At 69.9% G+C, this 25,583-nt stretch carries 22 protein-coding genes, 4 tRNA genes and 1 pseudogene; 15 read left to right on the top strand and 12 right to left on the bottom strand.

All coding sequences use genetic code 11. The annotated features are described in order from the left end of the window. The first annotated feature begins 19 nt into the window (after positions 1-19). Positions 20-229, top strand: a complete 210-nt coding sequence (locus IEY78_RS24180) for a hypothetical protein (RefSeq protein ID WP_189101577.1) — start codon at positions 20-22, stop codon at positions 227-229. 78 nt (positions 230-307) lie between these two features. On the opposite strand, the gene IEY78_RS24175 is transcribed toward IEY78_RS24180, so the two are convergent. From IEY78_RS24175 to IEY78_RS24155, 5 genes are all read right to left on the bottom strand, one after another. Beyond that, positions 308-381, bottom strand: a tRNA-Phe gene (locus IEY78_RS24175). A gap of 4 nt (positions 382-385) precedes the next feature. Continuing rightward, positions 386-460: transfer RNA gene (locus IEY78_RS24170), tRNA-Asp, on the bottom strand. A gap of 48 nt (positions 461-508) precedes the next feature. Further along, positions 509-581: transfer RNA gene (locus tag IEY78_RS24165), tRNA-Glu, on the bottom strand. An 82-nt stretch (positions 582-663) separates the two neighbouring features. Further along, positions 664-2,343 carry a metallophosphoesterase family protein gene (locus IEY78_RS24160; protein WP_189101575.1) on the bottom strand — a complete coding sequence of 560 codons (1,680 nt, stop codon included), beginning with the start codon at positions 2,341-2,343 and terminating at the stop codon, positions 664-666. 116 nt (positions 2,344-2,459) lie between these two features. Then, positions 2,460-3,230: a TetR/AcrR family transcriptional regulator gene (locus IEY78_RS24155; protein ID WP_189101573.1), complete on the bottom strand. Its 771-nt coding sequence runs from the start codon at positions 3,228-3,230 to the stop codon at positions 2,460-2,462. Positions 3,231-3,334: 104 nt separating this feature from the next. Here IEY78_RS24155 and IEY78_RS24150 point away from each other — a divergent pair, with 104 nt between their 5' ends. The 6 genes from IEY78_RS24150 (at position 3,335) to IEY78_RS24125 (ending at position 8,749) form a co-directional block, all read left to right on the top strand. Then, positions 3,335-3,721 carry a VOC family protein gene (locus tag IEY78_RS24150; protein ID WP_189101571.1) on the top strand — a complete coding sequence of 129 codons (387 nt, stop codon included), beginning with the start codon at positions 3,335-3,337 and terminating at the stop codon, positions 3,719-3,721. Between the two features lie 75 nt (positions 3,722-3,796). Beyond that, positions 3,797-4,771: a transposase family protein gene (locus tag IEY78_RS24145; RefSeq protein ID WP_229700143.1), complete on the top strand. Its 975-nt coding sequence runs from the start codon at positions 3,797-3,799 to the stop codon at positions 4,769-4,771. 148 nt (positions 4,772-4,919) lie between these two features. Then, the gene (locus IEY78_RS24140; protein ID WP_189101569.1) at positions 4,920-5,270 is read left to right on the top strand and encodes a metallopeptidase family protein; all 351 of its coding nucleotides are present in this window, start codon (positions 4,920-4,922) and stop codon (positions 5,268-5,270) included. A gap of 178 nt (positions 5,271-5,448) precedes the next feature. Next, positions 5,449-6,075 carry a hypothetical protein gene (locus IEY78_RS24135; protein ID WP_229700142.1) on the top strand — a complete coding sequence of 209 codons (627 nt, stop codon included), beginning with the start codon at positions 5,449-5,451 and terminating at the stop codon, positions 6,073-6,075. A gap of 248 nt (positions 6,076-6,323) precedes the next feature. Further along, positions 6,324-8,498, top strand: a complete 2,175-nt coding sequence (locus tag IEY78_RS24130; RefSeq protein WP_189101568.1) for a DEAD/DEAH box helicase — start codon at positions 6,324-6,326, stop codon at positions 8,496-8,498. 178 nt (positions 8,499-8,676) lie between these two features. Next, a tRNA-Lys gene (locus tag IEY78_RS24125) sits at positions 8,677-8,749 on the top strand. A 143-nt stretch (positions 8,750-8,892) separates the two neighbouring features. On the opposite strand, the pseudogene IEY78_RS24120 reads toward IEY78_RS24125, so the two are convergent. Continuing rightward, a pseudogene (locus IEY78_RS24120) lies at positions 8,893-10,395 on the bottom strand (site-specific integrase); the annotation flags it as partial. Next, positions 10,392-10,970, bottom strand: coding sequence for a transcriptional regulator (locus tag IEY78_RS24115; RefSeq protein ID WP_229700141.1), 579 nt, complete (start codon positions 10,968-10,970; stop codon positions 10,392-10,394). The gene IEY78_RS24115 and the pseudogene IEY78_RS24120, both read right to left, overlap by 4 nt. A gap of 196 nt (positions 10,971-11,166) precedes the next feature. Between IEY78_RS24115 and IEY78_RS24110 the strand changes: the two genes are divergently transcribed. The 5 genes from IEY78_RS24110 to IEY78_RS24090 all read left to right on the top strand — a co-directional run bounded on the left by IEY78_RS24110 (position 11,167) and on the right by IEY78_RS24090 (position 16,280). Then, positions 11,167-11,397: a hypothetical protein gene (locus IEY78_RS24110; protein WP_189101564.1), complete on the top strand. Its 231-nt coding sequence runs from the start codon at positions 11,167-11,169 to the stop codon at positions 11,395-11,397. Positions 11,398-11,630: 233 nt separating this feature from the next. Beyond that, complete coding sequence (locus IEY78_RS24105) at positions 11,631-12,875, top strand: DUF3631 domain-containing protein (RefSeq protein ID WP_373294232.1); 1,245 nt, start codon at positions 11,631-11,633, stop codon at positions 12,873-12,875. A gap of 182 nt (positions 12,876-13,057) precedes the next feature. Beyond that, positions 13,058-13,864, top strand: a complete 807-nt coding sequence (locus IEY78_RS24100; RefSeq protein ID WP_229700140.1) for a DUF2637 domain-containing protein — start codon at positions 13,058-13,060, stop codon at positions 13,862-13,864. A 93-nt stretch (positions 13,865-13,957) separates the two neighbouring features. After that, the gene (locus IEY78_RS24095) at positions 13,958-14,569 is read left to right on the top strand and encodes a MobC family plasmid mobilization relaxosome protein (RefSeq protein ID WP_308426935.1); all 612 of its coding nucleotides are present in this window, start codon (positions 13,958-13,960) and stop codon (positions 14,567-14,569) included. A 4-nt stretch (positions 14,570-14,573) separates the two neighbouring features. Continuing rightward, positions 14,574-16,280 carry a relaxase/mobilization nuclease domain-containing protein gene (locus IEY78_RS24090; RefSeq protein WP_189101561.1) on the top strand — a complete coding sequence of 569 codons (1,707 nt, stop codon included), beginning with the start codon at positions 14,574-14,576 and terminating at the stop codon, positions 16,278-16,280. Here the strand turns inward: IEY78_RS24090 and IEY78_RS24085 are convergent. The 5 genes from IEY78_RS24085 to IEY78_RS24065 form a co-directional block, all read right to left on the bottom strand. Then, positions 16,257-17,111: a hypothetical protein gene (locus IEY78_RS24085; RefSeq protein ID WP_189101559.1), complete on the bottom strand. Its 855-nt coding sequence runs from the start codon at positions 17,109-17,111 to the stop codon at positions 16,257-16,259. The genes IEY78_RS24090 and IEY78_RS24085 overlap by 24 nt on opposite strands. A gap of 6 nt (positions 17,112-17,117) precedes the next feature. Beyond that, positions 17,118-18,290 carry a cupin domain-containing protein gene (locus IEY78_RS24080; RefSeq protein WP_189101557.1) on the bottom strand — a complete coding sequence of 391 codons (1,173 nt, stop codon included), beginning with the start codon at positions 18,288-18,290 and terminating at the stop codon, positions 17,118-17,120. A gap of 174 nt (positions 18,291-18,464) precedes the next feature. Then, the gene (locus tag IEY78_RS24075) at positions 18,465-18,662 is read right to left on the bottom strand and encodes a hypothetical protein (protein WP_189101555.1); all 198 of its coding nucleotides are present in this window, start codon (positions 18,660-18,662) and stop codon (positions 18,465-18,467) included. Position 18,663: 1 nt separating this feature from the next. After that, entirely contained in the window at positions 18,664-19,047 is a 384-nt protein-coding gene (locus IEY78_RS24070; RefSeq protein WP_189101553.1) for a DUF6415 family natural product biosynthesis protein, read from the bottom strand. 156 nt (positions 19,048-19,203) lie between these two features. After that, positions 19,204-20,517 (bottom strand): helix-turn-helix domain-containing protein, encoded by a 1,314-nt coding sequence (locus IEY78_RS24065; protein WP_189101551.1) that lies wholly within the window; start codon positions 20,515-20,517, stop codon positions 19,204-19,206. A gap of 468 nt (positions 20,518-20,985) precedes the next feature. Here IEY78_RS24065 and IEY78_RS24060 point away from each other — a divergent pair, with 468 nt between their 5' ends. From IEY78_RS24060 to IEY78_RS24050, 3 genes are all read left to right on the top strand, one after another. Next, a complete protein-coding gene (locus IEY78_RS24060; RefSeq protein WP_189101550.1) occupies positions 20,986-21,885 on the top strand; it encodes a ParB N-terminal domain-containing protein in 900 nt (299 codons plus the stop codon). Then, positions 21,878-22,684, top strand: coding sequence for a DUF6551 family protein (locus tag IEY78_RS24055; RefSeq protein ID WP_189101548.1), 807 nt, complete (start codon positions 21,878-21,880; stop codon positions 22,682-22,684). The genes IEY78_RS24060 and IEY78_RS24055 overlap by 8 nt, the downstream gene beginning before the upstream one ends. A gap of 1,477 nt (positions 22,685-24,161) precedes the next feature. Next, on the top strand, positions 24,162-25,307 hold the full coding sequence (locus tag IEY78_RS24050; protein WP_189101546.1) for a PP2C family protein-serine/threonine phosphatase: 1,146 nt from the start codon (positions 24,162-24,164) through the stop codon (positions 25,305-25,307). Positions 25,308-25,583: the final 276 nt, after the last annotated feature.

The raw sequence follows: 25,583 nt of genomic DNA, 5'->3' as shown, positions 1-25,583 counted from the left end.
ACGCTTCGCCGGCGGGGCCGTGACGGCCGCCGGTATCGCCCTCGCCTGCTGGCTCGTCTTCGGCGCGTCGCAGGAATGGGAGGGAGAGGTGCGGCTGCTGCGGATGGCACTGGGCCTGGTGGCGACCGCGGCGATCAGCGGTGGCGCCCGGCTGATCTTCTGGGAACCGAGGGCGGACGCGGCCGAGCCGGGCGGGGCGGAAACCGGGGGGAGAGCCGGACAGCGATGAAGAAGGCCTCGGAATGAAGACAGCCTCGGAATGAAGAAGGCCCCGATTCGAGGAATCGGGGCCTTCTTCCAAAGGGTGTGGCTGGGGCCGGGGTCGAACCGGCGACCTATCGCTTTTCAGGCGATCGCTCGTACCAACTGAGCTACCCAGCCGCAGCGGTCCTGACGGGATTTGAACCCGCGGCCTCCACCTTGACAGGGTGGCGAGCACTCCAAACTGCTCCACAGGACCTTGCATTGTGCGAAACCGGCGTGCACCAGTCTCCCACACGGTGATGCGTGCCCCCAACGGGATTCGAACCCGTGCTACCGCCTTGAAAGGGCGGCGTCCTGGGCCACTAGACGATGAGGGCTGGTGGCCACCTTGGCGTCGTTACCGGCGCCGTCGGGGACGTGAGAAGCATATGGGATGGGAGGACCGTTCGCCAAAACGGTTTACCCGGTGCGGTGCGAAGAGCCCCTGGCCGGGTGCGAAGGGGCGTCTGCCGGGGGGCCGGAGGGCGGGCCGGTGGAGTGAAGCGGAGCGGAGGGCGACGGCGTGGCGCCGGGCCGGTTCTCGCGGGGGAGGTGCCGGCTGACCTCGGCCCGGGACAGTCCCAGGCCGCCCAGGGTGATCTCGTCCCAGGCCTGCAGCCGTTTGGTCCTCCGGTCCAGATAGAGCACCGAGGCCTGGACCGGCGCGGGCTTCTTGTTCTGCACCGCGCGCAGTCCGCCGCCGCCCGTGGAGCCCTCGACCATCAGCCGGGTGCCCTGGGGGAGCGTGGTGATCTCGCGGTGGTGGAGGTGGCCGGCCAGCGCGAGCGGCGCCAGGCCGTCCGCCTCGGTGGCGGCGGCGGGGTTGTGGGCCAGCGCGATGTCGACGGGGGTGCCGGCCAGCCGCTGGGTGCGCAGCGCGTCGGCGAGCCGGCCGCCGGCGGTGCGCTCGGCGGGGTCGCCGGCCGCCACCACGGAGCGGTCCGGGGTGAACTGCGGGTCGCCGACGCCGGCGATCCGGATGCCGGCGATCCGGGTGACGGAGCCGTTGTCGAGGACGGTGACGTGCTTGCGGTGGGTCAGATACCGCTGCGTGGTGCGCGAGTCGTGGTTGCCGCGCACCCACACGTACGGGGCGCCGAGGGAGGAGGCCGGGTCCAGGAAGTGGTTCTCGGCGGCCGAGCCGTGGTCCATGGTGTCGCCGGTGTCGATGATCACGTTGATCCGGTACTGCTTCACCAGGGAGGCGATGATCCCCCAGCCGGCCGGGTTGAGGTGGATGTCCGAGACGTGCAGGACGCGCAGGGTGCTGGGGTCCGGCTGGTACGCCGGGAGCGTGGAGGTGGCGTCGTAGAGCTTGGTGACGTTGGTCACCAGGCGCGCCAACTCCTTCTGGTAGACGTGGAATTCGCTGACGATGCTGCGGGCGTTGCCGACCACGGACGGGGCCGAGGAGAGCAGTCCGGAGAACTTCGGCTCCAGTACGGACCGGGGGTTCCAGGTGGCGTACGCGGTGCCCGCGCAGGCGGCGAGCAGGGTGAGCGCCAGCCCGCCGGCGGCCAGCGCGCGGCGCGGGCGGCGGTGCACGGCCAGGCTCAGCGCGGCGGCGCCGGACGCCACGGCGACGCAGGAGTGCAGGGCCAGCCGGCGGGCGCCGCGGCCGACGTCGCGGGTGACCTCGTCCTGCAGGCCGGCGAACCGCTCGGGGTGGTCGACCAGCGCCTGGGAGCGGACCGGGTCGAGCCGGTCGACGTCGACATCGAGCCGGACGGGTGCGTGGTGGCTGCTCAGTTCCAGGTCGCCGAGGGGCGCGACGGTGATCCGGGTGCCGCCGGTCAGCGAGGGGCGCAGCGCCATGCTGGTGTCCATCGGGCCGACCGGGACGCGGAGGCTGCCGATCAGCAGTAACCCCAGCCAGGCCCCGAGGACGGTGACCGCCAGCAGGCCGAGGGCGGCGCGCAGGGGCCGCCGCGGAGCCCCGCCGGGCAGGGTCGCGGTGGGTGGCTTACGGCGGGAGCGGTAGGCGCGGCGGACGGCTGCGGGCAGTGCGCGTACGCCGTCGGGTGTGGCGCGCAGCAGCCGGTGCGGGGTGCGGGGCGGGCGGTCGGGGTGCGGTGTCCGGGAGCGCGCGGCGCGGGCCATTGGTCCCGTATGCCCCCACCGTGCCGCCGCTAACGAGCTTGGGATCGATAGTGGTGGTCGTGGTCGGCGGCCAGTGGGCGTAAACGCGGACGTTGCCGGACCGGGATGTGAGGTTGCTATCGGGAACGGCTCACGATGAGGTGGGTGAGGCCGTCCAGGATGCGCTGCAGCCCAAAGCTGAAGGCGTGTTCGGGGTTGTACACGCCCTGGTGAGCTTCACCCGCGGCACTTCCGACCCGGGCTGCGAGGGGGAACCGGGCAGGATCGAAGACCCTGGCCAGAAGTGGAGCGTTGGCGGCCCACCACTGCTCGTCGGACATGGCGCTGTCGCGGGCGGCGGCCTGGGTATCGAGGTCGGCGCGGGCGACGGACTGGACGAAGCCAAGCAGGAAGGTGAGGGCCGCGTCCATCTCGACATCGTCGAGCCCGAGGCCGTCGAACGCGGCCAGTTCGTGTTCGTACTTGGCCATGAGACCGGGACCGAGCGGCGGGCGTGTGGTGGGCAAGGTCGCCACCCAGTGGTGGCGCCTATATAGGTCGCGGTTCTCGCGCGCGACGGCCTCCACCTTCGTACGCCACGGGGCGGCTGTGTGATCGGTACGCGGCATCTGCAGATAGGCGGCGTCCAGCATGAGGTCGAACAGCTCTGCCTTGCCCGGGACGTACGTGTACAGCGTCATCGGCGTGACGCCCAGCTGCTGGGCGACGCTGCGCATGGTCAGGGCGTCCAGCCCACCGGAGTCGGCGAGCTCGATGGCGGCCTGGACGACAGCGTCGACCGTCAAGCCCTGCTTGGGGCCGCGCCGGGGGCCACCTTGTCCGGGCTCGCGCCACAGCAGTTCCAGGGTGCGGGCCGGGTCGTCTGCGCCGCTTCGTTCCTTGGCCATGCGCTCCATCCTTTCCCCTGAGGGCTTTGGTCCCGCGCCGTTCCACTCTGTACGATGTATATAGTACAGCGTACAGAGATTGATCTCGAGCTCCAGGAGAAGCCATGAAGATCACTTCCACCGCCGTCTCCCTGACCGTCGACGACGTCCCCGCCTCCGCCGCATTCCTGACCAGGCACTTCGGCTTCCAGGAGGCCATGACCGCCGAAGGCTTTGCCTCCCTAGTCCGCGAGGACGCCGTCAACGTGATCTTTCTGCAGCGCGGCATCGAGGTCCTGCCCGAGGGCGTTAGGGACCAGCACGCCGCAGGTGTGATCACCGCGTTCACCGTGGCTGACCTGGAGGCTGAATACGAGCGACTGCAGAGCGAAGGCGTCCCCATCACCATGCCGCTGCGCGAAGAGCCGTGGGGTGAGCGCCTCTTCCAGGTCACCGACCCGAACGGTGTAGTCCTCCAGCTCGTCGCCTGGGCCACACCCGACAACCAGTGACAGCATTGAGGCCGATCGTGGAGGTGGCGGTCGACCCGTGACGCGAGAAGGGCCGCACTGGTTGGGTGAGTTGCGATGCTGACCTGGGCCCGTGCGGCCTGTGCTAACCCTGCCCTGTGCGGCGTCTCCCGCGCACACTTCGGCGAGTTACTCGAAGAACTCGCCCCCAAGTGGCAGGCAGGGCGGGAATCGGTGCTGCGCGAGCGGCGTGGCGGGGACCGGCGGCGGGCCGCCGGGGCAGGACCCAAGCGGCGGCTGGTGTTCGTGGACCGGCTCCTGGTCACGCTGGTGCACCTGCGGCTGGGGCTGCCGCACTCTGCGCTGGCGGAGTTCTACGCGGTGGACCGCTCTACCATCTCCGGCGCGATCCGCGAGGTCCGCCCGTTACTGGCGGCCCGCGGCTTCGCCGTCCCCGAGCGGCCCGGAGTGCGGCTGCGCACGCTGGAGGACCTGTTCGCCTACGCCGACGCGGAGGGCGTGGATCTGCGAATCGATGGCACCGAGGTACAGGTCCGCCGCCCCAAGGCGGGGCGCCCCGGCCGGAAGGCGTTCGTGTCCGGCAAGAAGAAGCAGAACACCATCAAGACCACCACCTTCAGCGACGGCCAGGGCCGCACCCTCCTCTCCGGCGTCGTGCGCCCGGGCAGGATGCACGACCAGACCTGCGTGCGCACCGAGGGCATCGCCGAGCAGTTCCACCAGTACCCGACAGTGGAAGCCGAGGTGGACGAGGGCTACCGGGGCCTGGCTAACGAGTTCCCCGACCAGGTCAGCGCCCCGCCGAAGAAACCCAAGGATGATGCCCCGCTCGGCGAGCGCCACGCCTGGCGCGAGCAGCGGCGCCGCCAGTCCTCCCGGCGAATCTGCGTGGAGCACGCCAACGCCGAGTACAAGCAGTGGCGCCCGCTCCAGCGGTACACCGGGCGGCGCAAGGACTACGCCGACATTCACCTGGCGATCGCCGGGCTGGTCTCCGATCGATCCGCTCAACGGGCAACCCGCCGCAAGACGAGCACCGAACTGGTACCCGTCCGACAGCCGGCCTGCTGATCACCCTCCAGCCGACCCGTCAGGCCACCACACCCCGACATCAATCGTTCCCCAAGTCGTAAGCCCGGAGGGGGGCTTCCGGTTGGGCTGCGGTGCGGCGGGCGGTCCACGAGGATCGCCGGGGGGCCGGGTGGCGGAGAATGGTGGTGTGCTGGAAATGACGCGCGAGGAGTTCGAGGAACTGGTCGCCGAGGCCCTGGACCGGATCCCGCCGGAGCTGACCCGGCTGATGGACAACGTGGCGGTCTTCGTCGAGGACGAACCGCCGGCCGGCGACCCCGGGCTGCTCGGGCTCTACGAGGGGACGCCGCTGACCGACCGCGGGGAGTGGTACGCGGGGGTGCTGCCGGACCGGATCACCATCTACCGGGGGCCGACGCTGCGGATGTGCGACACCCGCGAGGACGTGGTCGCGGAGACCGAGGTGACGGTCGTTCACGAGATCGCGCACCACTTCGGGATCGACGACGAGCGGCTGCACGCGCTCGGGTACGGCTAGGGGGTACGGCGGCGGGCCGGGCCGGGCCCCGGCGGCACTCCGGGGGCGATCCGCGGGGTGTCGCGCGTGTCCTCGGGCGGGCGGCGGGAGTTGGGCAGGGCGTCCGTGCCGCTGTCCCTGCGCTCCGGATCCGGAGGTCCCGCCCGTGCGCCCGCGCCCTTACCGCCATTCGCTCCCGATGCCGACACCGTCCCCGTCGTCGTCCGGCGTTCCCGCTCCCGTCCCCGCCACCCGTCCCCCGGTGGTCCGGCTGCGCTCGCGCGCCGCCGCGGCCGTGACCGTCTCCGCGCTGGCCCTCTCGCTGGCCGCCTGCATGAACGTGAGCGACCCCGAACAGCCGAAACCGTCCGGCAGTACCTCCCGGCACGGCGCGAAGGACGGGGCGCCCGGCTCCGGCGGGGTGTCCGTGGACGGCCGCGGCGGCGGTCCGCGGCGGATGGGGCGTGGTGGCGCCGCGCACCCGGCCGGCGGCGACGACAAGGCGGCCGAGGAGTCGCAGAGCGCGGAGCCGTCGCCGTCCGACCCCGGTGCGCCGTCCCAGCCGGTGCAGCCGTCGGGCCCCGAGCCCGGCGCGGGAGCGGGCCATGGCGGGCGCGGCGGGCACGGCGGCCACCCCCGGCCCTCGCCCTCCCACCCCGACCACCCGGCCACGCCGCCGGCCCAGACCTCCCCCGCCACACCGCCCGCGCAGCCGTCCCCGCCGCCGACCACTCCCGCGCCGCCGCCGAGCTCTCAGGCGTCGGGGCCGTCCCCCGTGTCGCCGGTGGCCTCGCAGCCGGACGGGTACGAGGACGACGAGGCTTAGAGGCCACAAGCGGAGGCGGGTGAGGGGGCCGGGCGCGGGGCGGATGGCGTGGGCGGGAGGTCATTTGCCATTCGGGGGGCGGAGTGCGTATGGTGGTAGATCGTTTGATCCCATTTGCCCGGCGCCAGAACAGAAGCGCGCCGCGTGGCGCGTTCTCTCCCTTGCCGTGGCTGACCGCATAGAGGCGGTCGTGTGAAACACACGGAGTTTGGGCGCGTGCCGAGACTCCGGAAGGTTTCGCATTTCGCATGTCCATTTCCACTGAGCAGTCCGTCATGCCCGCATCCGACGAGCAGACGGTTCCCGAGGTGACGGCGGCCGACGAGGCGCCCGAGACCGACGCGGCCGAAGCCGCCACCGACACCGTCACCTTCGCCGACCTCGGACTGCCCGAGGGCGTCGTCCGCAAGCTCGCGCAGAACGGCGTCACCACCCCCTTCCCGATCCAGGCCGCGACCATCCCGGACGCGCTGGCCGGCAAGGACATCCTCGGCCGCGGCCGCACCGGCTCCGGCAAGACGCTCTCCTTCGGTCTGCCGACCCTGGCCCAGCTGGCCGGCGGCAGCACCGAGAAGAAGAAGCCCCGCGCGGTCATCCTCACCCCGACCCGTGAGCTCGCGATGCAGGTCGCGGACGCCCTCCAGCCCTACGGCGACGTGCTCGGCCTCAAGATGAAGGTCGTCTGCGGCGGCACGTCCATGGGCAACCAGATCTACGCCCTGGAGCGCGGCGTCGACGTCCTCGTCGCCACCCCGGGCCGGCTGCGCGACATCATCAACCGTGGCGCCTGCTCCCTGGAGAACGTCCAGGTCGCGGTCCTCGACGAGGCCGACCAGATGTCCGACCTGGGCTTCCTGCCCGAGGTCACCGAGCTGCTCGACCAGGTGCCCGCGGGCGGTCAGCGGATGCTGTTCTCCGCCACGATGGAGAACGAGATCGGCACCCTGGTCAAGCGCTACCTGACCAACCCGGTCAGCCACGAGGTCGACAGCGCCCAGGGCAACGTCACCACCATGACCCACCACGTCCTGGTCGTGAAGCCGAAGGACAAGGCGCCGGTCACCGCCGCCATCGCCGCCCGCAAGGGCCGCACCATCATCTTCGTCCGCACCCAGCTGGGCGCCGACCGCATCGCCGAGCAGCTCGTCGAGTCCGGCGTGAAGGCCGACGCGCTGCACGGCGGCATGACGCAGGGCGCGCGCACCCGGGTCCTCGCGGACTTCAAGGACGGCTACGTCAACGCGCTGGTCGCCACCGACGTCGCCGCCCGCGGTATCCACGTCGACGGCATCGACCTGGTCCTGAACGTCGACCCGGCCGGTGACCACAAGGACTACCTGCACCGCTCGGGCCGTACCGCCCGCGCCGGCCAGTCCGGCACGGTCGTCTCGCTGTCGCTGCCGCACCAGCGCCGCCAGATCTTCCGGCTGATGGAGGACGCGGGCGTGGACGCCTCGCGTCACATCGTCGGCGGCTCCGGTGCCTTCGACGAGGACGTCGCCCGCATCACCGGCGCGCGCTCGCTCACCGAGGTCCAGGCCGACGGTGCGAACAACTCCGCCAAGCAGGCCGAGCGCGAGGTGGCCGAGGTCACCCGCGAGCTGGAGCGTCTGCAGCGCCGCGCCACCGAGCTGCGCGAGGAGGCCGACCGGCTGACCGCCCGCGCCGCCCGTGAGCGTGGCGAGGACCCCGCGGAGGCGCTGGCCGCCGCCGCGGAGACCGCCGAGGCGGAGGCCGCTGCCGCGGCCGCCGTGCCGGCCCAGAGCACCGCGCCCGACGAGCGCCGCGACGAGCGGGGCAACTTCGACCGCCGCGACCGCCGCGACGACCGCTCCGGCGGCCGTTCCTTCGACCGCGGTGACCGCCGTGACGACCGCGGTGGCGACCGCGGTGGCTTCAACCGCGACCGCGGTGGCGACCGTGGCGGCTTCAACCGTGACCGTCGTGACGACCGCTCGGGCGGGCGTTCCTTCGACCGCCGCGACGACCGTGGCGGCGAGCGCGGTGGCTTCAACCGTGACCGTCGCGACGACCGTTCCGGCGGGCGTTCCTTCGACCGCCGCGACGACCGCGGTGGCGAGCGCGGTGGGTTCAACCGTGACCGTCGTGACGACCGCTCCGGTGGCCGTTCCTTCGAGCGCCGTGACGACCGCGGCGGCTTCAACCGCGACCGCGGCGACCGCCCCGCCCGTCCGTTCAACCGTGACGACCGTTCCGGTGGCCGTCCCTCCTCCGGCGGCTACCGCTCCGGCGGCGGCGACCGTCCGTTCAACCGCGACGACCGCTCCGGCGGCCGTCCCGCCACCGGTGGCCACCGCTCCGGCGGCGACCGCCCCTACGGCCGCCGCGACGACCACCGCGGCGCCACGACCGGCTCCTTCGGCCGTCGCGAGGACAAGCCGCGCTGGAAGCGCAACGGCTGATCGCTGACGCCTGACCGGCACGCATGACGCAGGGCCCGTACGCACGCAAGTGCCGTACGGGCCCTGTGCGTTGGGGTAGCCGGACACCCCGGGAAACGGCCCCGGGCCACCCGCCCGGAGGGCCGCACGGCCAATGGCTTCGGGCTGTGGCACCTCGTCGGGCTATGCTGCTCGGTGCGGGCCATTAGCTCAATTGGCAGAGCAGTGGACTTTTAATCCATTGGTTCAGGGTTCGAGCCCCTGATGGCCCACCGTCATCGGTCGAGGAGACCTCCTCTGACCTGCGAGGCAGCGCCCCCATCGGCTCAGGCCGGTCGGGGCGTTCCTTCGTTTTCGGCTTGTGCGTGAGCGATGCGTGAGCGGGAGCGCCGGAGCCTTCGTCAATGCGCGTTACTCGGCGGGCCCTCGGAACGAGCTGCGCCGCCTTCTCGGCTATCTCACGATCGAGCTCGGGCAGCAGGCTCGTGTACGTGTCCGACGTCAGGGCGATGGTCGAGTGGCGCAGGACCTCCTTCACCGTGTGGATGTCCCCGCCGCCTCCGTGGGTCAGGGTGGCCGCGACGTGGCGCAGATCGCGGAGCGTGATCGGCGGAAGATCCGTGGACGCCAGAACGCGGCGGAAGGTCTCGGAGACGGTTTCCGGGTGCAGGGGCGAGCCGTCCTCCTGTGTGAAGACCTTGCCCGTGTCCTGCCACGCGGAGCCCCATGCCAGGCGCTCCGCGTCCTGCCGGGCCTTGTGGGCCCGCAGGACAGCCAGATTCAGGCTGTCGAGCGCGATCGTGCCCGCGCTGCCGTCGGTCTTGGGCTCGGACTCGTACGGTGCCCAGCCGTCCACCACGATCTCCTTGGCGGGAGTGATCAGCCCCGCCTCCAGATCGATGTCCGTCCATTCCTGGCCGACGCCCTCACCGCGCCGCAGGCCGCGGGTTCCGACGAGGTGGAAGAACGGGTAGAGGCGGTCGTCCTCGGCGGCGTCGAGGAAGACACCGAACTGTGCTGGCGTCCACACCATGACGGGGCTCGGCAGGTTGCCCGTCTCGCGCCAGCGGCGAACGCGCTCCTCCGTCCAGAGCAAGGGCTTCGGCCGCTTGCCGGATTCGAGTTCGACGTGGGCTGCCGGGTTGAACGTGATGAGTTGTTGGGCGATGGCGGCGTTCAGCGCGGCGCGTAGGGTCCGGCGGATGGCCTGCCGGGTGGCCGGGCCGTTCAGCTTCCGGAACGGCTTCATTTCGGCCAGCTTTTGCTGCTCCTCGGCCAACCGGGCTCGCTCGGCGGCGGTGGGTCGCCCCGGCTTGCTCGGCTTGCAGCGCGCGATCTGCTCACTGCGGGCTTGGTTCTCGGCCTCGGTCACCTCGTTCTGGAGCGCGATGGCATCGAACATCTCCACCAAGTGGCCGACGTGGAGACGGTCGAGACGGATGTGCCCAATGCGCGGCTTGAGGTGGACGCGGATGTGCGACGCGTAGCCGTTGAGCGTCGTCTTGCGCCGCTTCTTGGAGGCGAACCACGAGTCGAGCCACTCCCCGACGGTGATGGTGCCGCGCAGGGCCAGCCCCGCCCTCAGCCGCCGGTGGGTCTCCTCCGGCTCGGGCAGGGGCGCCTTCTCGTCGGCGATCTCCTCCAGCATGGTCGTCAGCCGCTCAGTGCTGTCCGGGTCGTCCTGGTCGACGAGAGCAAGGAGCGCGCGTAGGCGGTCCAGGTCGCCCTGTGCGGCCTTGAGGGACTCGTAGCCGGCGCGGCTGAAGGAGCGGCGGGTGCCGTCCTCGCGGGGCGGGAGTTCCTGGCGTATGGAGTACGAGCCGTGCTTGCGGCTGGTGAGTTTGGGGCAGTTCTTGCCGAGCGGCTTGCCGGTCTTGGGATCGCGGCAGTAGCAACGGCGGTGCGTGGAGCCCTTCAAAGGCGTTCCTCCAATGTGGTGTGGGTGTCGCCCTCGGACGGGTCGACGTCGGCCAGTGCGGATGGCAGGTCAGGTGGGACGGCTCCGTCGTCGCGGAGGTCCCGGCGGAGATACCGGAGGTGGTACTTGGCGGACAGGGCCTGGTCGGCGAACTTGGCCCGTCTGCGTTCGGCTTCTTCCTGCTGCGCGTGGCTGGTTGCCGCTTCGGCTGTGAACCTCGCCCGTTCCTCCTCTTCGAGTGCGGCCAGGGCGGTGCTGACGAGCTTGGCGTGAGTCTTGAAGTCAGGCACCAGGCCCGCGTCGAGCCCGGGCACGTCCTGCTCGCCGGTGAAGCGCCGCAGGGCGTCCCAAGTGGGTACGAGGTCCTGGAACGGGAGTTCCTGGGCCCGGTCGACGTATCCGACCGGAAAGATCAGGCAGCCCGGGTAGGTCTCCAGGGCGGCGGCCAGGACCATGACGTCCACCAGCGGGAGGCTGGCCCGGCGTCCGGATTCCATGTTGGCGATCACGTTGCGCGGGATGGGATGCCCGAGGCTCTCGCACCGGTCGGCCAGATCCTGAGCGCTCCATCCCATCTCCTTCCTTCTCCGCCGGACTTCGCCGGCCACGTTGGCCTTGATCCGGTCCTCCCACTCAGGGAAGCCATCCTCTTCATCATCACGATCGCGTTGTGTCACATTGACACATTAGCTTGTGGATCCTGGTTCGTGGACGCCTGGAGCCGGACGTGAGGGTCACGTTCGCCGAGGGCTGTACCGAAAGGGATGCCGCATGCGCGAAAACGCCGCTGCCGGACGAATGAACGGGATGAGCCGGGGAGATCTGCTTGCGCTACCTGTCGCCGTTGACCTGGAGACCAGTAATCGCGCCTTGGGGCTCGGCCGGAGCAAGGGCTACGACCTGGCGAAGCGGGGTGACTACCCGTGCAAGGTCCTGCGGCTCGGCAATGCCTACCGGGTCGTCACCGCGGATCTTCTGCATCTGCTCGGACTGGCGGCGTGAAGGGGCGGCAGCGTAGCAGGCGGTTCTGCGTTGAGCTGACACAGAATCGCTGGACTGTTGGCGGGTGTGGCCGTACGGTCCGTGTTCCCTCGCGATGGCCTGGTGCCCGCGAGACGGGACGGGGCCCCCGGCGGTGCAACGCCGGAGGCCCCAGCAACCCCGAACGGCCCGTCAAGAACCAACCCGGCGGTAAGGGCGTGCAAGCCCGCCACCGCCAGACGAGGAGCTGCCCCGTGGAACACGCGGGAGCCGAGCCCTATTCCAACCCCAACTCCGTCAAGCCGGTATGGCCGCCTGTTGCCGTCCCCGGCCAGCCGAACGCCCATGCTCTGCCGTCACCGGAAGAGCCGCCCACCGTCATGCCCGACCCCGCCCCGGTCTCCGAGGGAGAGCAGGTGCTGACAGAACTGCGGGAGCAGATCCGTCGGTACGTCGTGCTGCCGAGCGAGGAAGCCCTCACGGCGGTCACCCTGTGGGTGGCGGCGACCCACCTGCAGACCGCATGGCAGCACGCCCCGAGGCTGGCCGTCGTCGGGCCGGCCAAGCGGTGCGGCAAGTCGCGGCTCCTCGACGTGATCGCCGAGACCGTCCACGATCCGCTGATCACGGTCAACGCCTCGGCCGCAGCGGTGTTCCGGTCGATCACCGATACCCCACCGACCTTGTTGGTCGACGAGGCCGACACGCTCTTCAGCTCCGTGAAGGTCGCGGAGAAGAACGAAGAGATGCGCGGCCTGCTCAACGCGGGACACCAGCGCAACCGCCCCACCCTCCGGGTCTCCGGTCCCAATCACGAGGTCGCGAAGTTCCCCACGTTCGCGATGGCGGCCCTCGCAGGCATCGGCGACCTGCCCGACACGATCATGGACCGGTCGATCGTCATCCGCATGCGCCGCCGCAGGCCGGGCGAGAAGGTGGCGGAGTTCCGCACCTTCCGCGACACCCCGGCCCTCCATGCACTCCGCGACCGGCTTGCCGCATGGCTGGCACCGCTCCACGCCGAGGCGATGGAGTTGACACCGGTCATGCCGGTAGAAGACCGAGCGGCTGATACCTGGCAGCCACTGGTGTGCGTCGCCGACCTCGCGGGAGGCCAGTGGCCCGACCTCGCCCGCACCGCCTGCCGGGTCATGGCCAAGCACGAGGCCGAGCACGACCAGGACAGCAGCAGCCTGGGCATCCGCCTCCTGGCCGACATCCGCCGGGCCTTCGCCACCGATGGGAACCCGCCGGCTATCCGCACCAGCCGTCTCCTCACCCTCCTCAACGAGGACGACGAGACGCCCTGGCCGGAGCACACCGCCAACGGCCTCACCCCTCGCGGCCTGCAGATCCTGCTCAAGGAGTACGGGATCAGCTCGGCCACCCGTCGCTTCCACGGCGGCGTCCAGGCCAAGGGCTTCACTCGACTGCAGCTCGCCGACTCCTGGGCGCGCTACTGCCCCGAGTCCACGCCGGATTCCACGACCGGCGCCTGACCTGGCACGACTCGTCGCGACTCGTCTCCATGCAGGTCAGCGCGGGGACGAGTCGGAGACCGACAACGAGTCGACTCGACATCACCGATGCACCCGTACCTGCTCTGACCAGGCGTGCAACGAGTCGCGACGAGTCTCCCAGACCACGGCCACGTCAGCCCCCGCATTCTGGAGCACCGCGCTTGCCTGCACCGCACACCGCCCCATCCGCTTCCCCGGTGCCGCTGGCCGCCGCGATCCGCATAGGTGTGGCGCTACTGGCCGTGGCGGCCTTCGCGCTCTCCTATGACGCCCTGCGGCAGATGGCCGCCGCCAGCCACATCCACCCGGCGCTCACCTACGCCTTCCCGCTCGTCATCGACGGGTTCATCGCGATCGGAATCGGCGCCTTGCTCACCCTGCGGGAAGCGCCTCTGTCCGCCCGCCTCTATGTCTCGGCGCTGGTCGGCATCGCGACCGCCACAAGCATCTGGGCCAACGTCCTGCATGCCATCCGCCTCAACGAGCAGGCCCGCCACACAGGACTTGTCCTCGACGACATCACCGTCGGCGTTATCTCCGCCATCGCGCCACTCGCCCTGGCCGGAGCCGTGCACTTCTACCTTCTCGTCGCCCGGCGCCCGACCGCCCCCGACATCGAGGGCCACGGCCACAACAACAGCCAGACACACACCAGGGGAAACACGGCCAGCGCTACAGCACCGTTCCCCGCCACGAATCCCAAGACCGTGGATGAACCGGCCACCGAGCATGTGGCGGAAGCCGCGCACCAGCACGCCAGGCCCGGAGGCAACCAGCCAAGCCTCTCTCTGGAAGAGGCCATCGACATCGGCCGCACAGCCCCCCTCGGCCGGGCCGGGCGCGTCTCGCGCCGCAACATCGAAAAGGCGATCCGCGACAAGGGATTCGGCATCTCCCGCAGCCGCCTGGATGACGTCAAGAACCTGCTGCAGGCCGAACTCGACCAGGCCGCCGCAGGTACCGGCTGAACCCCAAATCCCACGTCACCCCTGCCCGCCTCTCCCGCGCAGCAGCACGAGAGGGGCGGGCCCTCACCCGCACCACCGCTCGCAGGAGCCCACATGCATGACGCAAATGACGAACTCGAACTCCTCTCGTCCCAGCAGCGGATGACCACCGCCCCAGCTTCAGACGCAGCAAGTTGTCGGGTAAGGAGTCCTTACCCGGCCTCCGCCCCAGGGGTGGCGGAGGCGTCCGGCGCCGAGGGGGCGCCGGAGTCGGGCGACCTGGGGGAGCCGCCCGGGGGAGAGACCAGCCAGTCGTCGCCGAGCGCGCCACCAGAGCCTGCCCCGCGTCGCCGTCTGCGCGAGCCCCAGCTGCGTGAGAAGCGTGTGCACCCCCGCTACAACGACGACGAGTTCGCCCTCCTCCAGGAAGCCGCTGGCCTGAGCCACATGGCGCTCGGTGGCTACGTCGCCGAGTCGTCGCTCGCCGCTGCCCGCTCCGACGACCCCACCGCAGCCGTCGCCGACTACCGCGCCGCGGTCAAGGCACTGATGAGCGCCAACGGACAGCTCGGCAAAATCGGCAGCAACCTCAACCAGCTCACCCGGCACCTCAATGAGGACGGCGCCTGGCCCCACCACGACCTCGTCCAGCGGCTCCTGGCACGAGTCGAGGCATCCATCGCCCGGCTGGACACCGCCATCGGCCGCGTGACCACGGGGCGGTGATCCGGTGATACCCAAGATCATCCTCGGCAAGGGCCCACACGCCACCCGCCGCACGGTCGGCTACCTCTTCGGCAAGGGCCGGGCCAACGAGCACACCGACCCCCACCTGGTGGCCTCTTGGAACGGATTCGCCCCCGACCCCGGCCGCAGCCCGCACCGCAACCCCAAGGACGTGGCCGACCAGCTCGCCACACAGCTCGACCAGCCCGTACGGATGCTCGGTGACAAGGCCCCGAAGTTCACCGTGTGGCACTGCCCCGTCCGTGCCGCGCCCGAGGATCCGGTCCTGACCGACGAGCAGTGGGCGGACGTGGCGCGCCGGATCGTGGCCGCCGCCGGCATCGCGCCTGACGGGGATGAGGGGGCGTGCCGGTGGGTGGCCGTGCGCCACGCGGACGACCACATCCACATCGCCGCCACATTGGTGCGCCAGGACGGCCGACGCCCGCGCCGCGACTACGACCAGCGCGCTGTCCAGAAGGAGGCCCGCAAGATCGAAGTGGACTACGGGCTCCGGCGGCTCAAGCCCGGCGACGGCACCGCCGCCAAGCGACCGACCAGCAAGGAGCACTTCAAGGCCAAGCGCCAGGGCCAGGACGCCACAGCCCGCGAGGTCCTGCGCCTGCGGGTACGCCGTGCGGTGGCCGCCGCATCCAGCGAGGCCGAGTTCTTCACGTTGCTGGACGCGATGGGCGTGACCGTGCGGCCGAAGACCGGGCCCTCCGGCGACGTGCTCGGCTACAGCGTCGCCCTCCCCGGAGACGTCAACAAGCACGGCGAACCTGTGTGGTTCTCCGGCTCCACCCTCGCCGGCGACCTCTCCCTGCCCAAGATCCGCCAATGCCTTGCCGCCACCGGTCCCGAGCCGATCGCCGTCCGGCCGGGCAATCCGTGGCACCAGGCTGTCGCCGCCACCGAACGCATCCCCGGCCATCTCACCCGCGGTGACGACCACGTGGCCCAGGGGCAATTGGCCGCGCTCGGCGCGGTCCTGGACCTTCTGCCGATCACCGCCCCGCCTGTGGCGAAGGCCGAACTGCAGCAGGCCGCCGCTGCCTTCGAGCGCGCCACCCGCTCCCGGATCACCGCCGACCGCGACAGTGCACGCGTCCTGCGCCGCAGCGTCCAAGCCATCTGGAGCCATCCCCGTACGGCAGGCGACGGGTCGGGGGCGGCGATGCTGCTGGACGCCGCGCTCACCGCGGTGGTGTTCGCAATGCACTGGCACCACAAGCACCAGCACGCCCAACAGGAGGCGGCAGCCCGGCAGACCCTCGTCCACCTCCAGGCCGCCTACGGACCGATCGTCGAACCTGCACTCGGCGACCTCGCCTGCCGGGCTCCCGGCCAGCAGACCAAGCACCGCTACGCCCACCACCTACGGCAGGCCGTCCCCGAACATGCCGAGCGCATTGTGGAAGACCGGGCCTGGGACGCACTCGCCACCGTGCTCGCCGAGGCAGAGGCGCGGGGCCACGGCGCGGTCACGGTCCTCGACCAGGCGCTCAGCCAGCGTTCCCTGGACGACGCCCGCCACCCCGCCAGTGCGCTGACCTGGCGCATTCAGCGACTCGGCCAGCGCCACGCCCGTGGCCCTCGGGCGCAGGCCGCTCTGGCCCGCAGCACCGCGCTGCGGCCCACCGCGACGGCCTCCACCGCAGCAGCGGTCCCGTCCTCGCAACAATCATCAACCCGACGGCGCCGCCGCTGAGCGTGAGCCCTTCAGGCGACTGAGGTGCTGCCGTACGCCGTCGGCCAGTTCGGCGTAGAAGGGCACACGTGCGGCTGCCTGGAGGATTTCCGTGCAGGCGGTCAGTTCGCCGATGCGGCCGGCCGGGGTGTCCAGTACGTGGGCGAATTCCTTGCGGATGCGCTCGGCGACGTCCGGCGCCGGCAGGGAGTGCAGGTAGAGGGTCGCGGCGTCGTAGCCGAGGGGTGCCGTGCCCCAGCCCTCCCAGTCCAGGAGGGTCAGTGCCGGGCCGGTGAGGTTGGCCCAGTGGAGGTCGCCGTGGGCCGTGGTCCAGGTGATCTCGCCGGGGGTGATGCCGGTGAACTCCGGTACGCGGCGCCGGATGTACTGCTCGCGCACCGCCTGGCGGCTTGTACCGACGAGTGCGAGGTGCGCCAGGGCCCGGTGGAGGTCCTGCCACCAGGTGTCCGGGAGGTCTGCCTGGCGGTGGAGTACCGGGCTCTTGGCCACCGGCGGCGTCGTGACGATCTCGTAGTGCTCCGCCCGGTAGTCCCAGTCGTCTGCCGACCAGTCGCACAGACCGAGCAGCCGGGGCCGGGGCACCGCGGGCGGCAGGGACTGTTCCGCCTCCCGGGGGCCTTCCCACAACTTCCCGCCGCTCTTCCCTTGAGGGTCGCTCACCAGTCGCAGCCATGCGACACCCGTGGGCGTGTGGACGGCCGCGGACAGCGTCCTGCCCGCGTATCCCCACACTTCTCCGCCCGTGGTCTCGACGAGGCCCATCAGGGCACAGGCGTGCCCGCGGGCGGAGAGCATGCGGTCCCTGACAGCAGGCTCAGGGGCAGTGAACATCGTCGGCTACCTTCTCCGGCTGACGGCGGCGACACCGGCCTCGACCAGCTCGGAGACAAGGGCTGCGACGTGGCCGACGGGGAGCCCGGAGCTTACCGACAGTTCGCCCAGGGTTGCGGTGGTTCCGTTCAGAAGGAGCTTGATCACAGCGAGGACCGGACGGCTGAACGTCCATTCCTGGCCGCCGGCGCTGAACACGACGTGGCCGATCTCGTCCACGCCGTACCAGGCTCCGGCAGCGGTGAGCCGGACGCACAGGCTCTCGTCCGCGGGGATGCCGTCCACGAACGGTAGTGACGGCATCGGCCGACCGGGATCGGTGCTGCCCCGGGCGTTGATGAACTCCTCGATCACCCCTTCATGCAGGGCATCAGCGAACTCCTTGCGCAGGGCTTGGAGATACGTGGTCCGTTCGTCCGGCGGAGCGAAGTACGGCAGGTTTGCGCGGACGGTGTTCGAGACCCGCAGTTGGTCCGCGAGCCAGGTCAGGAGGTCTGCTCCGGTGGTGGGCTTGAGGCCGCAGGTCAGGTGGAGGGACCGGCCTTCGGTAGCGGCGACGGCGTGCCACCACCCGCGGGGCAGATAGAGCATGTCCCCGGCCTGGAGGACGATCTCTGCGACCGGGGCCCCGGTTGGTGGTTCGGGGGCCTCGGTGTCGACGCGCAGTGGGTCGATCCGGGTGGCGCCGTAGATCTTCCACCGCTTGGCGCCTTCGAGTTGGACGACCACCACATCGTGGTCGTCCCAGTGGACGCCGAAGCCTTCCTTCGGAGTCCATGAGGCGTAGAGGTTGACCTGCACGTCGGTGCGGAAGTGCCGCTCCAGTGCGGTCGCGAGGTCTTCCACACCGGGGTGCAGTGCGTCCACGGCGTCCAGGACGAGCGAGGCGCCGTCCTTGAGCTGGTGGTGCAGGTTGGCGGGCTCGATCCGGTGCCAGACCATGTGGCGCTTGGACACCACGGGGTGGGAGTAGCTGTGTTGCGGGAGCTGGCTGCCGTCGTTGAAGAGCCGCAGCCGTGGGGGTTCGAGGCGGTGCCGGGCGATGATCTCGTTGAGGTCGTCCCAGGTGAACAGGTCCGAGAAGTCGCCGACGCGCGGCCAGAGGCGATAGGTGCGGCCGAACACCTCGGCGGGGAAATCCCCGCCGAGGCTCCGGACCGCCGAGGAGATGGCGGTCATCTACGGCTCCGATCAGTCGTTGCCGTCGCCCCTGCCGGTGCCGCCGCCGTCGCTCAGCCGGTCCTGGCTGCGGGCGGCCTGCACGGGACGCTTCGAGACGATCAGTTCGTTCATCGCATGTTCCTTTCTCTCCGGTTCTCCCACCGGGGTTCCGGTGGGAAGTGCTGTGGGCGCCTAGACAGGCGGCGCCGGGTCGGTGTCGGGTGCGGAGACCGGGGCTGTCAGGGTGTGGTCCGCGTCCTGCTGCACGGTGACGGCCAGGAGCGTGAGGGTGGCCGATGCTCCCAGCAGCCACAGGCGCCCCAGCCAGACGTCCAGTCGCGGCTCCCCGCTGCGGTGGCGGCCCCTGGCTCCGTGCTCGGACCACGTCACCTCACGCCCCCTGTTCGTGGTGGATCTGGCGGAGGAGCTGCTGGACGGAGCGGGCCAGCGCCTGAAGGCGACGCGCGGCCGACACCAGCCCCTCGCCGGGCCCGGCCCGCAGCTGGAACTGGGCGTTGTCGATCTGGGCGTGTTCCCGATACCGGGCGACCTCGCCCGGCCGGTGCTCCTGGACGTGCTCTTCGGCCTGCTCGATCAACGGGCCGAGGTGCCCCTTGAGCGTGTCGATCAGCCCGAGGACCTCGTCGTACGGGGGAAGGACGATGGTGGAGCGGAGAGCTGCGGTGATGTCCGCCTGGATCTGGTCGATGCCGTCGGTGCCCGTCGGGCGCAACTGATCTGGCAGCGGCTGCTGATCGGCACGGGTGGCATCCATGGTGCAACTCCTCGAAGTCGGTGGTGGTAGGCACCGCCGCCAGGAGCGAGGAGAGGCCGGCCGTACGCGGCCCTGGCGGCTGAGTACGAGTCAACCGCCGGAGCAACAGGCAGATCCGCAACCGGGTTGCGAGGTAGTAATCCCTTTGCGGGTGGGTCAGTTGACGGCCACGCCCGCGCGGCCGGCGAACGCCCGCACACCCGGGAGGGTCCGGTCATGCCGGAGCAGACCGCTGGCCAGGTTCTTGACCGACCCGCGCCGGATCTCCTGCGGTGCGGCTCGTTCGGCCGCCAGCAGCGCCCGGTAGCACTGCTCGGGCTTGCCCCACTGGTCGAAGCACCGGGCCACGTCGGTGAAGAAGCGCCCCTGCCGCTCGGCGGTCGGCAGAGCCGCGGGGTTGATGGTCCTGGCCAGATCGATCGCCTGCCCGGCATCACCGAGCAGGTAGTGGACCGACAGCTGGTGCAGCAGCACCTGCTGGGTACCGGTGTCCGTGCGGGCCTCGGGGCTCGTCCGGCCGATTTCGGCGGCTTCGGCGGCCTCGCCGATCAGCCCGTGCGCGGTGGGCCGATCGCCCATCTTGGCCGCCGTGTACGCGGCAGTGGCCAGCAGCGAGACACCCGCGGACAGCCGGGCGGCCTCGGGAGTGCTGCGATCCGCCCGCACGTCCTGCGCGGCCCTGACGGCGATATCGGTGGCGCGTGCGAGGTGGCCTTGGCGGCGCCAGGCACTGGACACCATCCGGTGCGCCTCGGCGGTCGTCAGGGCATCGCCACCGATCCGCGCAGAGGTCAGCGCACGGTCCGCAGTGATGGCCACCAGACCGTCCTCGCCGAGCTTGATGCACAGCCGAGTGGCGATGTTGTAGAGGTCGGCGACGGCGGTGGCCGACAGCTCCGCCGGCTCCAGGCCCTGAGCTTGCGCGATCCTGCCGGGCAGGTTCCGGGCCAGCGTGTCGTAGCGGGCGGCTCGGAATTCCTCTCGGGACGCCCTCACTTCGGCAGCGACGCCGGCCGGTGACACCTCACCGCGCTTCGACACGGCGGAAGTGCCGTAGAGCAGGTGGTCTTCCAAGGGCGCGAGGGTGCTGGCCTCGGCTGGAGAGGCACCGGCCAGGGGGGTGGTGAAGACCACCGCCGCAGCGGCCAGAAGTTCGCGGCGTCGCACGGGGTCGTCCCCCTCCTCTGGACCAAGATTGCGATCAACCCTAGCCGAGGTGGGCCGACGCCGGGTCGATGTCGGCGCTGGCCCGGACGGCGCAACAGCGAGAAGGTCGAACAGGGGAACATCCAAGGCATCAGAGATCTGACGCAGCGCATCCAGACTGTTGACCGGGATGACATCCCGTTCGACCTGAGACACCCAGCTCTCCGACCGGTCGATCATCGCAGCCAGGTCCCGCTGCGGCCATCCCTTGCGCCTGCGCGCCTTGGCGATCGTCTTACCGAGTGTCAGTTCGCTTCCCGCCATTGGGCAACGCCCCCGAAGTCCCGTATCCGCATCGCGTGAGCACGCAACGGTACTGGCGGGAGGCCCCCGGCTGTAGGGCGCAAGACAGCCAGAACCGAGCAGATCTCGACTGAGTCTGCACTCTCCACGGTTGCGGGAAAGCGCCCGCGAATATGAAGCCGATCATGTCGACTGCTATCAAGCGCAGTACCTTCGGCCGGGCGACCTCTCCCCCTGCTCTGCGGTGCCTCAAAGAAGCTCCACCTGCGCAGACCCTGCCTCCGTGACCGATTACCTCAAGGGTCCGATGTTCCGGGCCGCACTCGGAGCGCTTGCCGATTCTGCTCACCTTCAGAAGTCGCGAGCGATACGAATATTAGGCTATCCGGGTGGCGACATTTACATTCCCTGAAGAGTCGGTCTAACCTCACATCGCGAACGAACCAACCCGGTCGAATCGGAATACAAATACACCGAGGGTGGAGATAATTGGAACAGGCGAAAATCAGGCTTTCCGACATCAAGGCTGACGCGCTCACTCCAGTCAGGTTCAAGAACATCGATGGCCTGACGACATCGATCAGAACATCCGGCCTGCGGGAACCTGTAATGGTTGCAGAGAAAGATCACCTACTCCTGAGTGGCGCCAGGCGCTTTGAAGCATGCAAAAGAGCTCACGTACATTTCGTGGACGCCTTTTTCCCTTCGAATGTCGTAGAAGGGTCGCTGGAGTTGCGTCGCCATTTCGACAATCCAGATCCGCTCTACTCGCTCCCCATGGGCGTTACTGAGCGCGTGGAGGCCGCCTTTCTCCTGCACCGCCTGCCACCTCCAGTCGGGGAGGAGAACGGCTTCAGGCGAGACACGCACACTGCCGCCGCAGCAGGGCTGCCGCCTAAGATTTACGCGGCTCTGAGATCCACCATCCGGAAGGCCGGAAGAGGGGAAGAACCTTCCCTGAACGCCATGCAGGAGAAAGCCCGGAAGACGCTTTCCCTCATGGTAGAGGCTGTAGAAAACCCTCCTCCGCAATTCCCACTGGCATCCCTTGTCGGCATGCTCCACCAGCTGCTTTTGCAGGAGATCTGTCCGGACACGCTCGAGTCTTGCTTCCCGTACCTCAACGGAGGAACTGACACCAAAGACAATCGCCATCAAAAAGGCGGAAGTGCCCGAATTTCAAGGTCCGGGAGTCGCGCCCCAAAAAAGGAATTCGACTACATTCGAACTGCAGATGTAGTCACGGGAACCCTCGAAGGACTATCCTGCGTAATCACCGATGAACTGACAGATTCGGAGCATTACGAATACGTGCTTAAGGCGCTCAAGGAAGCCCGAAGAATGTCACACGTTTACGTGAAGAAAATGGAGAAGATGCGAAATGAGTAGCAGGATCCAGCACACTGTGGAAATTGAACTTATCGAGCCCAGTCGAGTGACAACCGACCGGCACGTAAACACCCGACCGGTGGACAACGCCTGGGTGGCCCGCAAGCTCAGGGAAGGGTTCGACGTGGGACGCCTTGGCGTCCCCCAGGTTTCCGCCCGTCCAGACGGCACCTATATCTGGCTTGATGGACAGAACCGTGGAGCCCTCTGCGTCGCTGCTGACCACGGAGACACCAAGATTGGAGTGAAGGTATTCCGCGGACTGACCACGCAGCAAGAAGCCGAGCTTTTCCTGGGGCTCAACGACAACCGTCGCGTACAGCCTCTGTACAAATTCATGGCCGAAGTTACCGCAGGGCATCCCGAAGCGTTGGCGATCACTCGAGCGGCGCATGATCACGGATGGATCATTTCAGATTCAGGTTCCAGCAACTCCATCATCGCGGTCGCCGCCCTACGAAAGATCTACGGGAAGTCATCGGAGAAGGGACAGCTCCTCAGGCGGACGCTGAGGATCGTGACGGATGCTTGGGGTAACAGTCCTAACGCTGCGAACAGTTACGTGCTGCTGGGAGTGGCTTCCGTCCTTTTCGAGTTTCCTTTCCTCGACTCCGATGCGCTAGTGCGGAAGCTCTCCAAGTCTGCGGGCGGACCGGCCAGCCTCCTGGGTAAGGGCCGGGGCTTCAAGGCAGTCACCGGAGGCACAGTCGTCGAGGGCATTGCCAAGGTGGTCCGCGACACGTACAACTCTGGTAGACGGTCCGGGAAGCTCACAACGGACTCTCGGGAGCCGTTCTGAGGGCAATGCTGGTGTGGTCTCAGGAGGCTAGACGTGAGGGCCACACGGCACTCCCTCATCTCCACCCCATGGTTCGGGCTGAGATGTCGAGGGTGCTCCACCGCAGGTCACTACACCTTCGGCCCCTGCGCGAACTGGCCGATGAACACTTGGGAAGCGTGCTGGCGAAAGCACCCCATCGAGCACCTTGCGCGAGCCACACTGCGACTGATCCATTCACGCTCGCGCCCATCTCCGCGCCCACTCGGGCAGCCCGGCAGCACATCAAACCGCCGCCCGTCCGGGTCATGCCACCAACGTGCCTAGCAAGGGGTAAACCGTGGTCGATACGGGTGTCCCAGCGCACCCCGTAGCCTGTCCACCAGCGCACGTTTACGCAGGTCAGACACTACCCGACAGGCGTGAGCGCCCGTTGATTCCCAAGCTCAGGGCACAGGATAGGTCGGCGGCGCGTGGCCAAAGCTGATTGGCAACCAGTCATTACGGGGGCGGCGGAGGGTTCCGGAGGCACACGAAGCAATCGCCGGACTGGGGCTGAGGAAGGTGGGATGGTGATTCGACTCCATCAGCTCTCGTCTCACGGGACTTGGGTGAGGAGCCGGGCATCCGACAGGAGGGCGACAGGCCGTGACGGAACAGCGCTGCGATCGCTGTGATCTCATCATCGGGGCGGGGTGCGCATGCCCGTCCGAGGGTGTGGCTCCTCGCATTGTTGGCGGCCAGGCACCGAAACAGGCCAGCCGCCACGGGCAGCCGCCCCACGCCATCATCGTGTCGCCCGCGGGGAACGCTCACCTGCCTGGCTGCAATCACCTCTCCGACAGCGAAATCGCTGGGCCGAAGTTCGGCTGGGTGGCCGGCCCCGATCCAGATGCCTGGTCCCGCATATCGGAGTCGGAGCCGCTGCGAGCCACCGAGGGCAACACCGGGCGAGTGGCGACCCGTCGCTGTCTGACTTGCGACACCTACGCGTAAGGCGCTGCGCCGAATGCCTGGTCAGCCGCCCGCCATGCGTGAGCGATGCGTGAGCGGACGGCGTGACACAGGCCGGTCGGAGGCTGGACCTGGCGTCAGCCATATGTCCTGTGACCAGGCAAAACCGGATACCGACCGACTACGTGGGACCGTCGGTCACGTGTTCGTCGGGTCTTTTAATCCATTGGTTCAGGGTTCGAGCCCCTGATGGCCCACCAGAAGCGGACGGGAGAGCCGTCCGCAGCGCCCACCGGCGCCCCCGAGGGCCCGGGCCGGAGACGGTCCGGGCCCTTCGTCGTCCCTTCCGTCGCGCGCGGTCCCAAGTGGGCCCGGCCCGCGGGCGATCCTGGGGCGGGCGTCCCGCGATGGCCTCGTCGCCCCCGGATGACCCGTCCGGCCCCCGGTGATTCGCCGCCCCGACCCGTACCGGCAACCCTGGGGACGGCGGGACGGCCACCCGGGTGCCCGTGCGGGCGGGCGGCGGGCGAAGGGGCCGGTACGGATGCGCGACGGTGCGGCGCCCCCCGAGGGCGGTGGGGAGCGGCGGGCCCCGGTGTCCCCGGCCGTTCGCCGCCTGGTGGGCCGCGTCCCGCTCCTGCTGATCATCGGCGGGCTGGCCTTCGGCATGGCGGCGCCGCCGGGCTGCACCGCCGCCCCCTTCTTCGCCGCCGCCCCGCCGGTCGCCGCGCCGCTGTCCTCGCTGCGGACCACCGCGCTGACGGCCCTGGCGGCCACGCTCGGCGAGATCTGGACCGTCGTGTACCGCGGCGCCGGGCCGTCGCGGGGAGCCGCGGTGACGGAGATCGTGCTGGTCCTCGCCGTTTCTCTGCTGGCGCTCGCCCTCCACCGGGTGGTGCGGGCCGGCGGCCATCCGGCAGCCGTGCAGGAGGCCGCGGCCGCCCAGCGCGCCGTCCTGTCCACGCCGCCCGCCCGGCTCGCCGGGTTCGCCGTCGCCGCCCGCTACCGGGGTACGCGGGCGGCCTCCGGGACCGGCGGCGACCTCTACGCGGTGCAGGACACCCCGCACGGCGTACGGCTGATCGTCGGCGACGTACGGGGCAAGGGCCTGCCGGCGGTGGCCTCCGCGATGACCGTCCTCGGCGCGTTCCGTGAGGCGGCGGATCAGGAGGCGAGCCTGGAGGCGGTGGCGGAGCGGCTGGAGCGGGCGCTGGAACGGGAGCGCGAGCGGGGCGAGGATCTCGACCGGTCCGAGGATTCCGATTGGTCCGAGGACTTCGCCACCGCCCTCCTGGCCGAGCTGCCCGCCGGGGAGCCGTCCGTCCTGCGGGTGCTCAACCGCGGCCACCCCGCCCCGCTGCTGCTCGCCCCGGACGGCGGGCTGCGCGAGCTGCTCCCCGCGGAGCCGGGGCTGCCGCTGGGGATGAGCGCGGTGGGCGGCCGGACCGGCCGGCCGGACGAGACGTTCTTCCCGGCCGGTGCCCTGCTGCTCTGCTTCACCGACGGGGTGAGCGCGGCCCGCGACCTCTTCGGCCGCAGCTACCACCCGCCGGGCAGACTGCGCGGCGGCCGCTTCCCGGGCCCGGACGTCCTCCTGGACACCCTCATCGAGGACGTCACCCGGCACACGGGCGGCGAACCGGCCGACGATCTGGCCCTGCTGGCGGTGCAGCGGCCGATAGGGGAGTAGAGGGGTAGGGGGAGTCGGGGGCGGGGCGGGGTGTGCCCCCGCGCCACCGGCGCCCCCGACCTGACCGGTGTACCCGGCGTTGACGACCATGATCCGACGCCACTGCTCTCACGTTCCGTAACTGAGGTCCATCCCTCCGCATAACAACTGACGCACAATCACCACGAGATCGTTTAGAGCCGGGTGGGCGACTCGCCCGTTTGCGACCCCGATCCGCCGCAAAGTCCCAGCCCCGGCTCGTGTGCCGGCCGTATCGATTCGCGGGAAGGCTTGGAA

Source organism: Streptomyces kronopolitis (genome assembly GCF_014646275.1).
Lineage (GTDB): Bacteria > Actinomycetota > Actinomycetes > Streptomycetales > Streptomycetaceae > Streptomyces > Streptomyces kronopolitis.
This window is presented reverse-complemented; position numbering and strand designations above follow the sequence as displayed.

Excerpts from the sequence above, each read along its gene's own strand:
- IEY78_RS24085 (WP_189101559.1), bottom strand. The coding sequence starts at position 17,111 with ATGTTCACTGCCCCTGAGCCTGCTGTCAGGGACCGCATGCTCTCCGCC.
- IEY78_RS24080 (WP_189101557.1), bottom strand. The coding sequence starts at position 18,290 with ATGACCGCCATCTCCTCGGCGGTCCGGAGCCTCGGCGGGGATTTCCCC.
- IEY78_RS24150 (WP_189101571.1), top strand. The coding sequence starts at position 3,335 with ATGAAGATCACTTCCACCGCCGTCTCCCTGACCGTCGACGACGTCCCC.
- IEY78_RS24145 (WP_229700143.1), top strand. The coding sequence starts at position 3,797 with ATGCTGACCTGGGCCCGTGCGGCCTGTGCTAACCCTGCCCTGTGCGGC.
- IEY78_RS24110 (WP_189101564.1), top strand. The coding sequence starts at position 11,167 with ATGCGCGAAAACGCCGCTGCCGGACGAATGAACGGGATGAGCCGGGGA.
- IEY78_RS24065 (WP_189101551.1), bottom strand. The coding sequence starts at position 20,517 with ATGGCGGGAAGCGAACTGACACTCGGTAAGACGATCGCCAAGGCGCGC.
- IEY78_RS24050 (WP_189101546.1), top strand. The coding sequence starts at position 24,162 with ATGCGCGACGGTGCGGCGCCCCCCGAGGGCGGTGGGGAGCGGCGGGCC.
- IEY78_RS24055 (WP_189101548.1), top strand. The coding sequence starts at position 21,878 with ATGAGTAGCAGGATCCAGCACACTGTGGAAATTGAACTTATCGAGCCC.
- IEY78_RS24070 (WP_189101553.1), bottom strand. The coding sequence starts at position 19,047 with ATGGATGCCACCCGTGCCGATCAGCAGCCGCTGCCAGATCAGTTGCGC.
- IEY78_RS24095 (WP_308426935.1), top strand. The coding sequence starts at position 13,958 with ATGCATGACGCAAATGACGAACTCGAACTCCTCTCGTCCCAGCAGCGG.
- IEY78_RS24155 (WP_189101573.1), bottom strand. The coding sequence starts at position 3,230 with ATGGCCAAGGAACGAAGCGGCGCAGACGACCCGGCCCGCACCCTGGAA.
- IEY78_RS24135 (WP_229700142.1), top strand. The coding sequence starts at position 5,449 with ATGCCGACACCGTCCCCGTCGTCGTCCGGCGTTCCCGCTCCCGTCCCC.
- IEY78_RS24130 (WP_189101568.1), top strand. The coding sequence starts at position 6,324 with ATGTCCATTTCCACTGAGCAGTCCGTCATGCCCGCATCCGACGAGCAG.
- IEY78_RS24160 (WP_189101575.1), bottom strand. The coding sequence starts at position 2,343 with ATGGCCCGCGCCGCGCGCTCCCGGACACCGCACCCCGACCGCCCGCCC.
- IEY78_RS24115 (WP_229700141.1), bottom strand. The coding sequence starts at position 10,970 with ATGGGATGGAGCGCTCAGGATCTGGCCGACCGGTGCGAGAGCCTCGGG.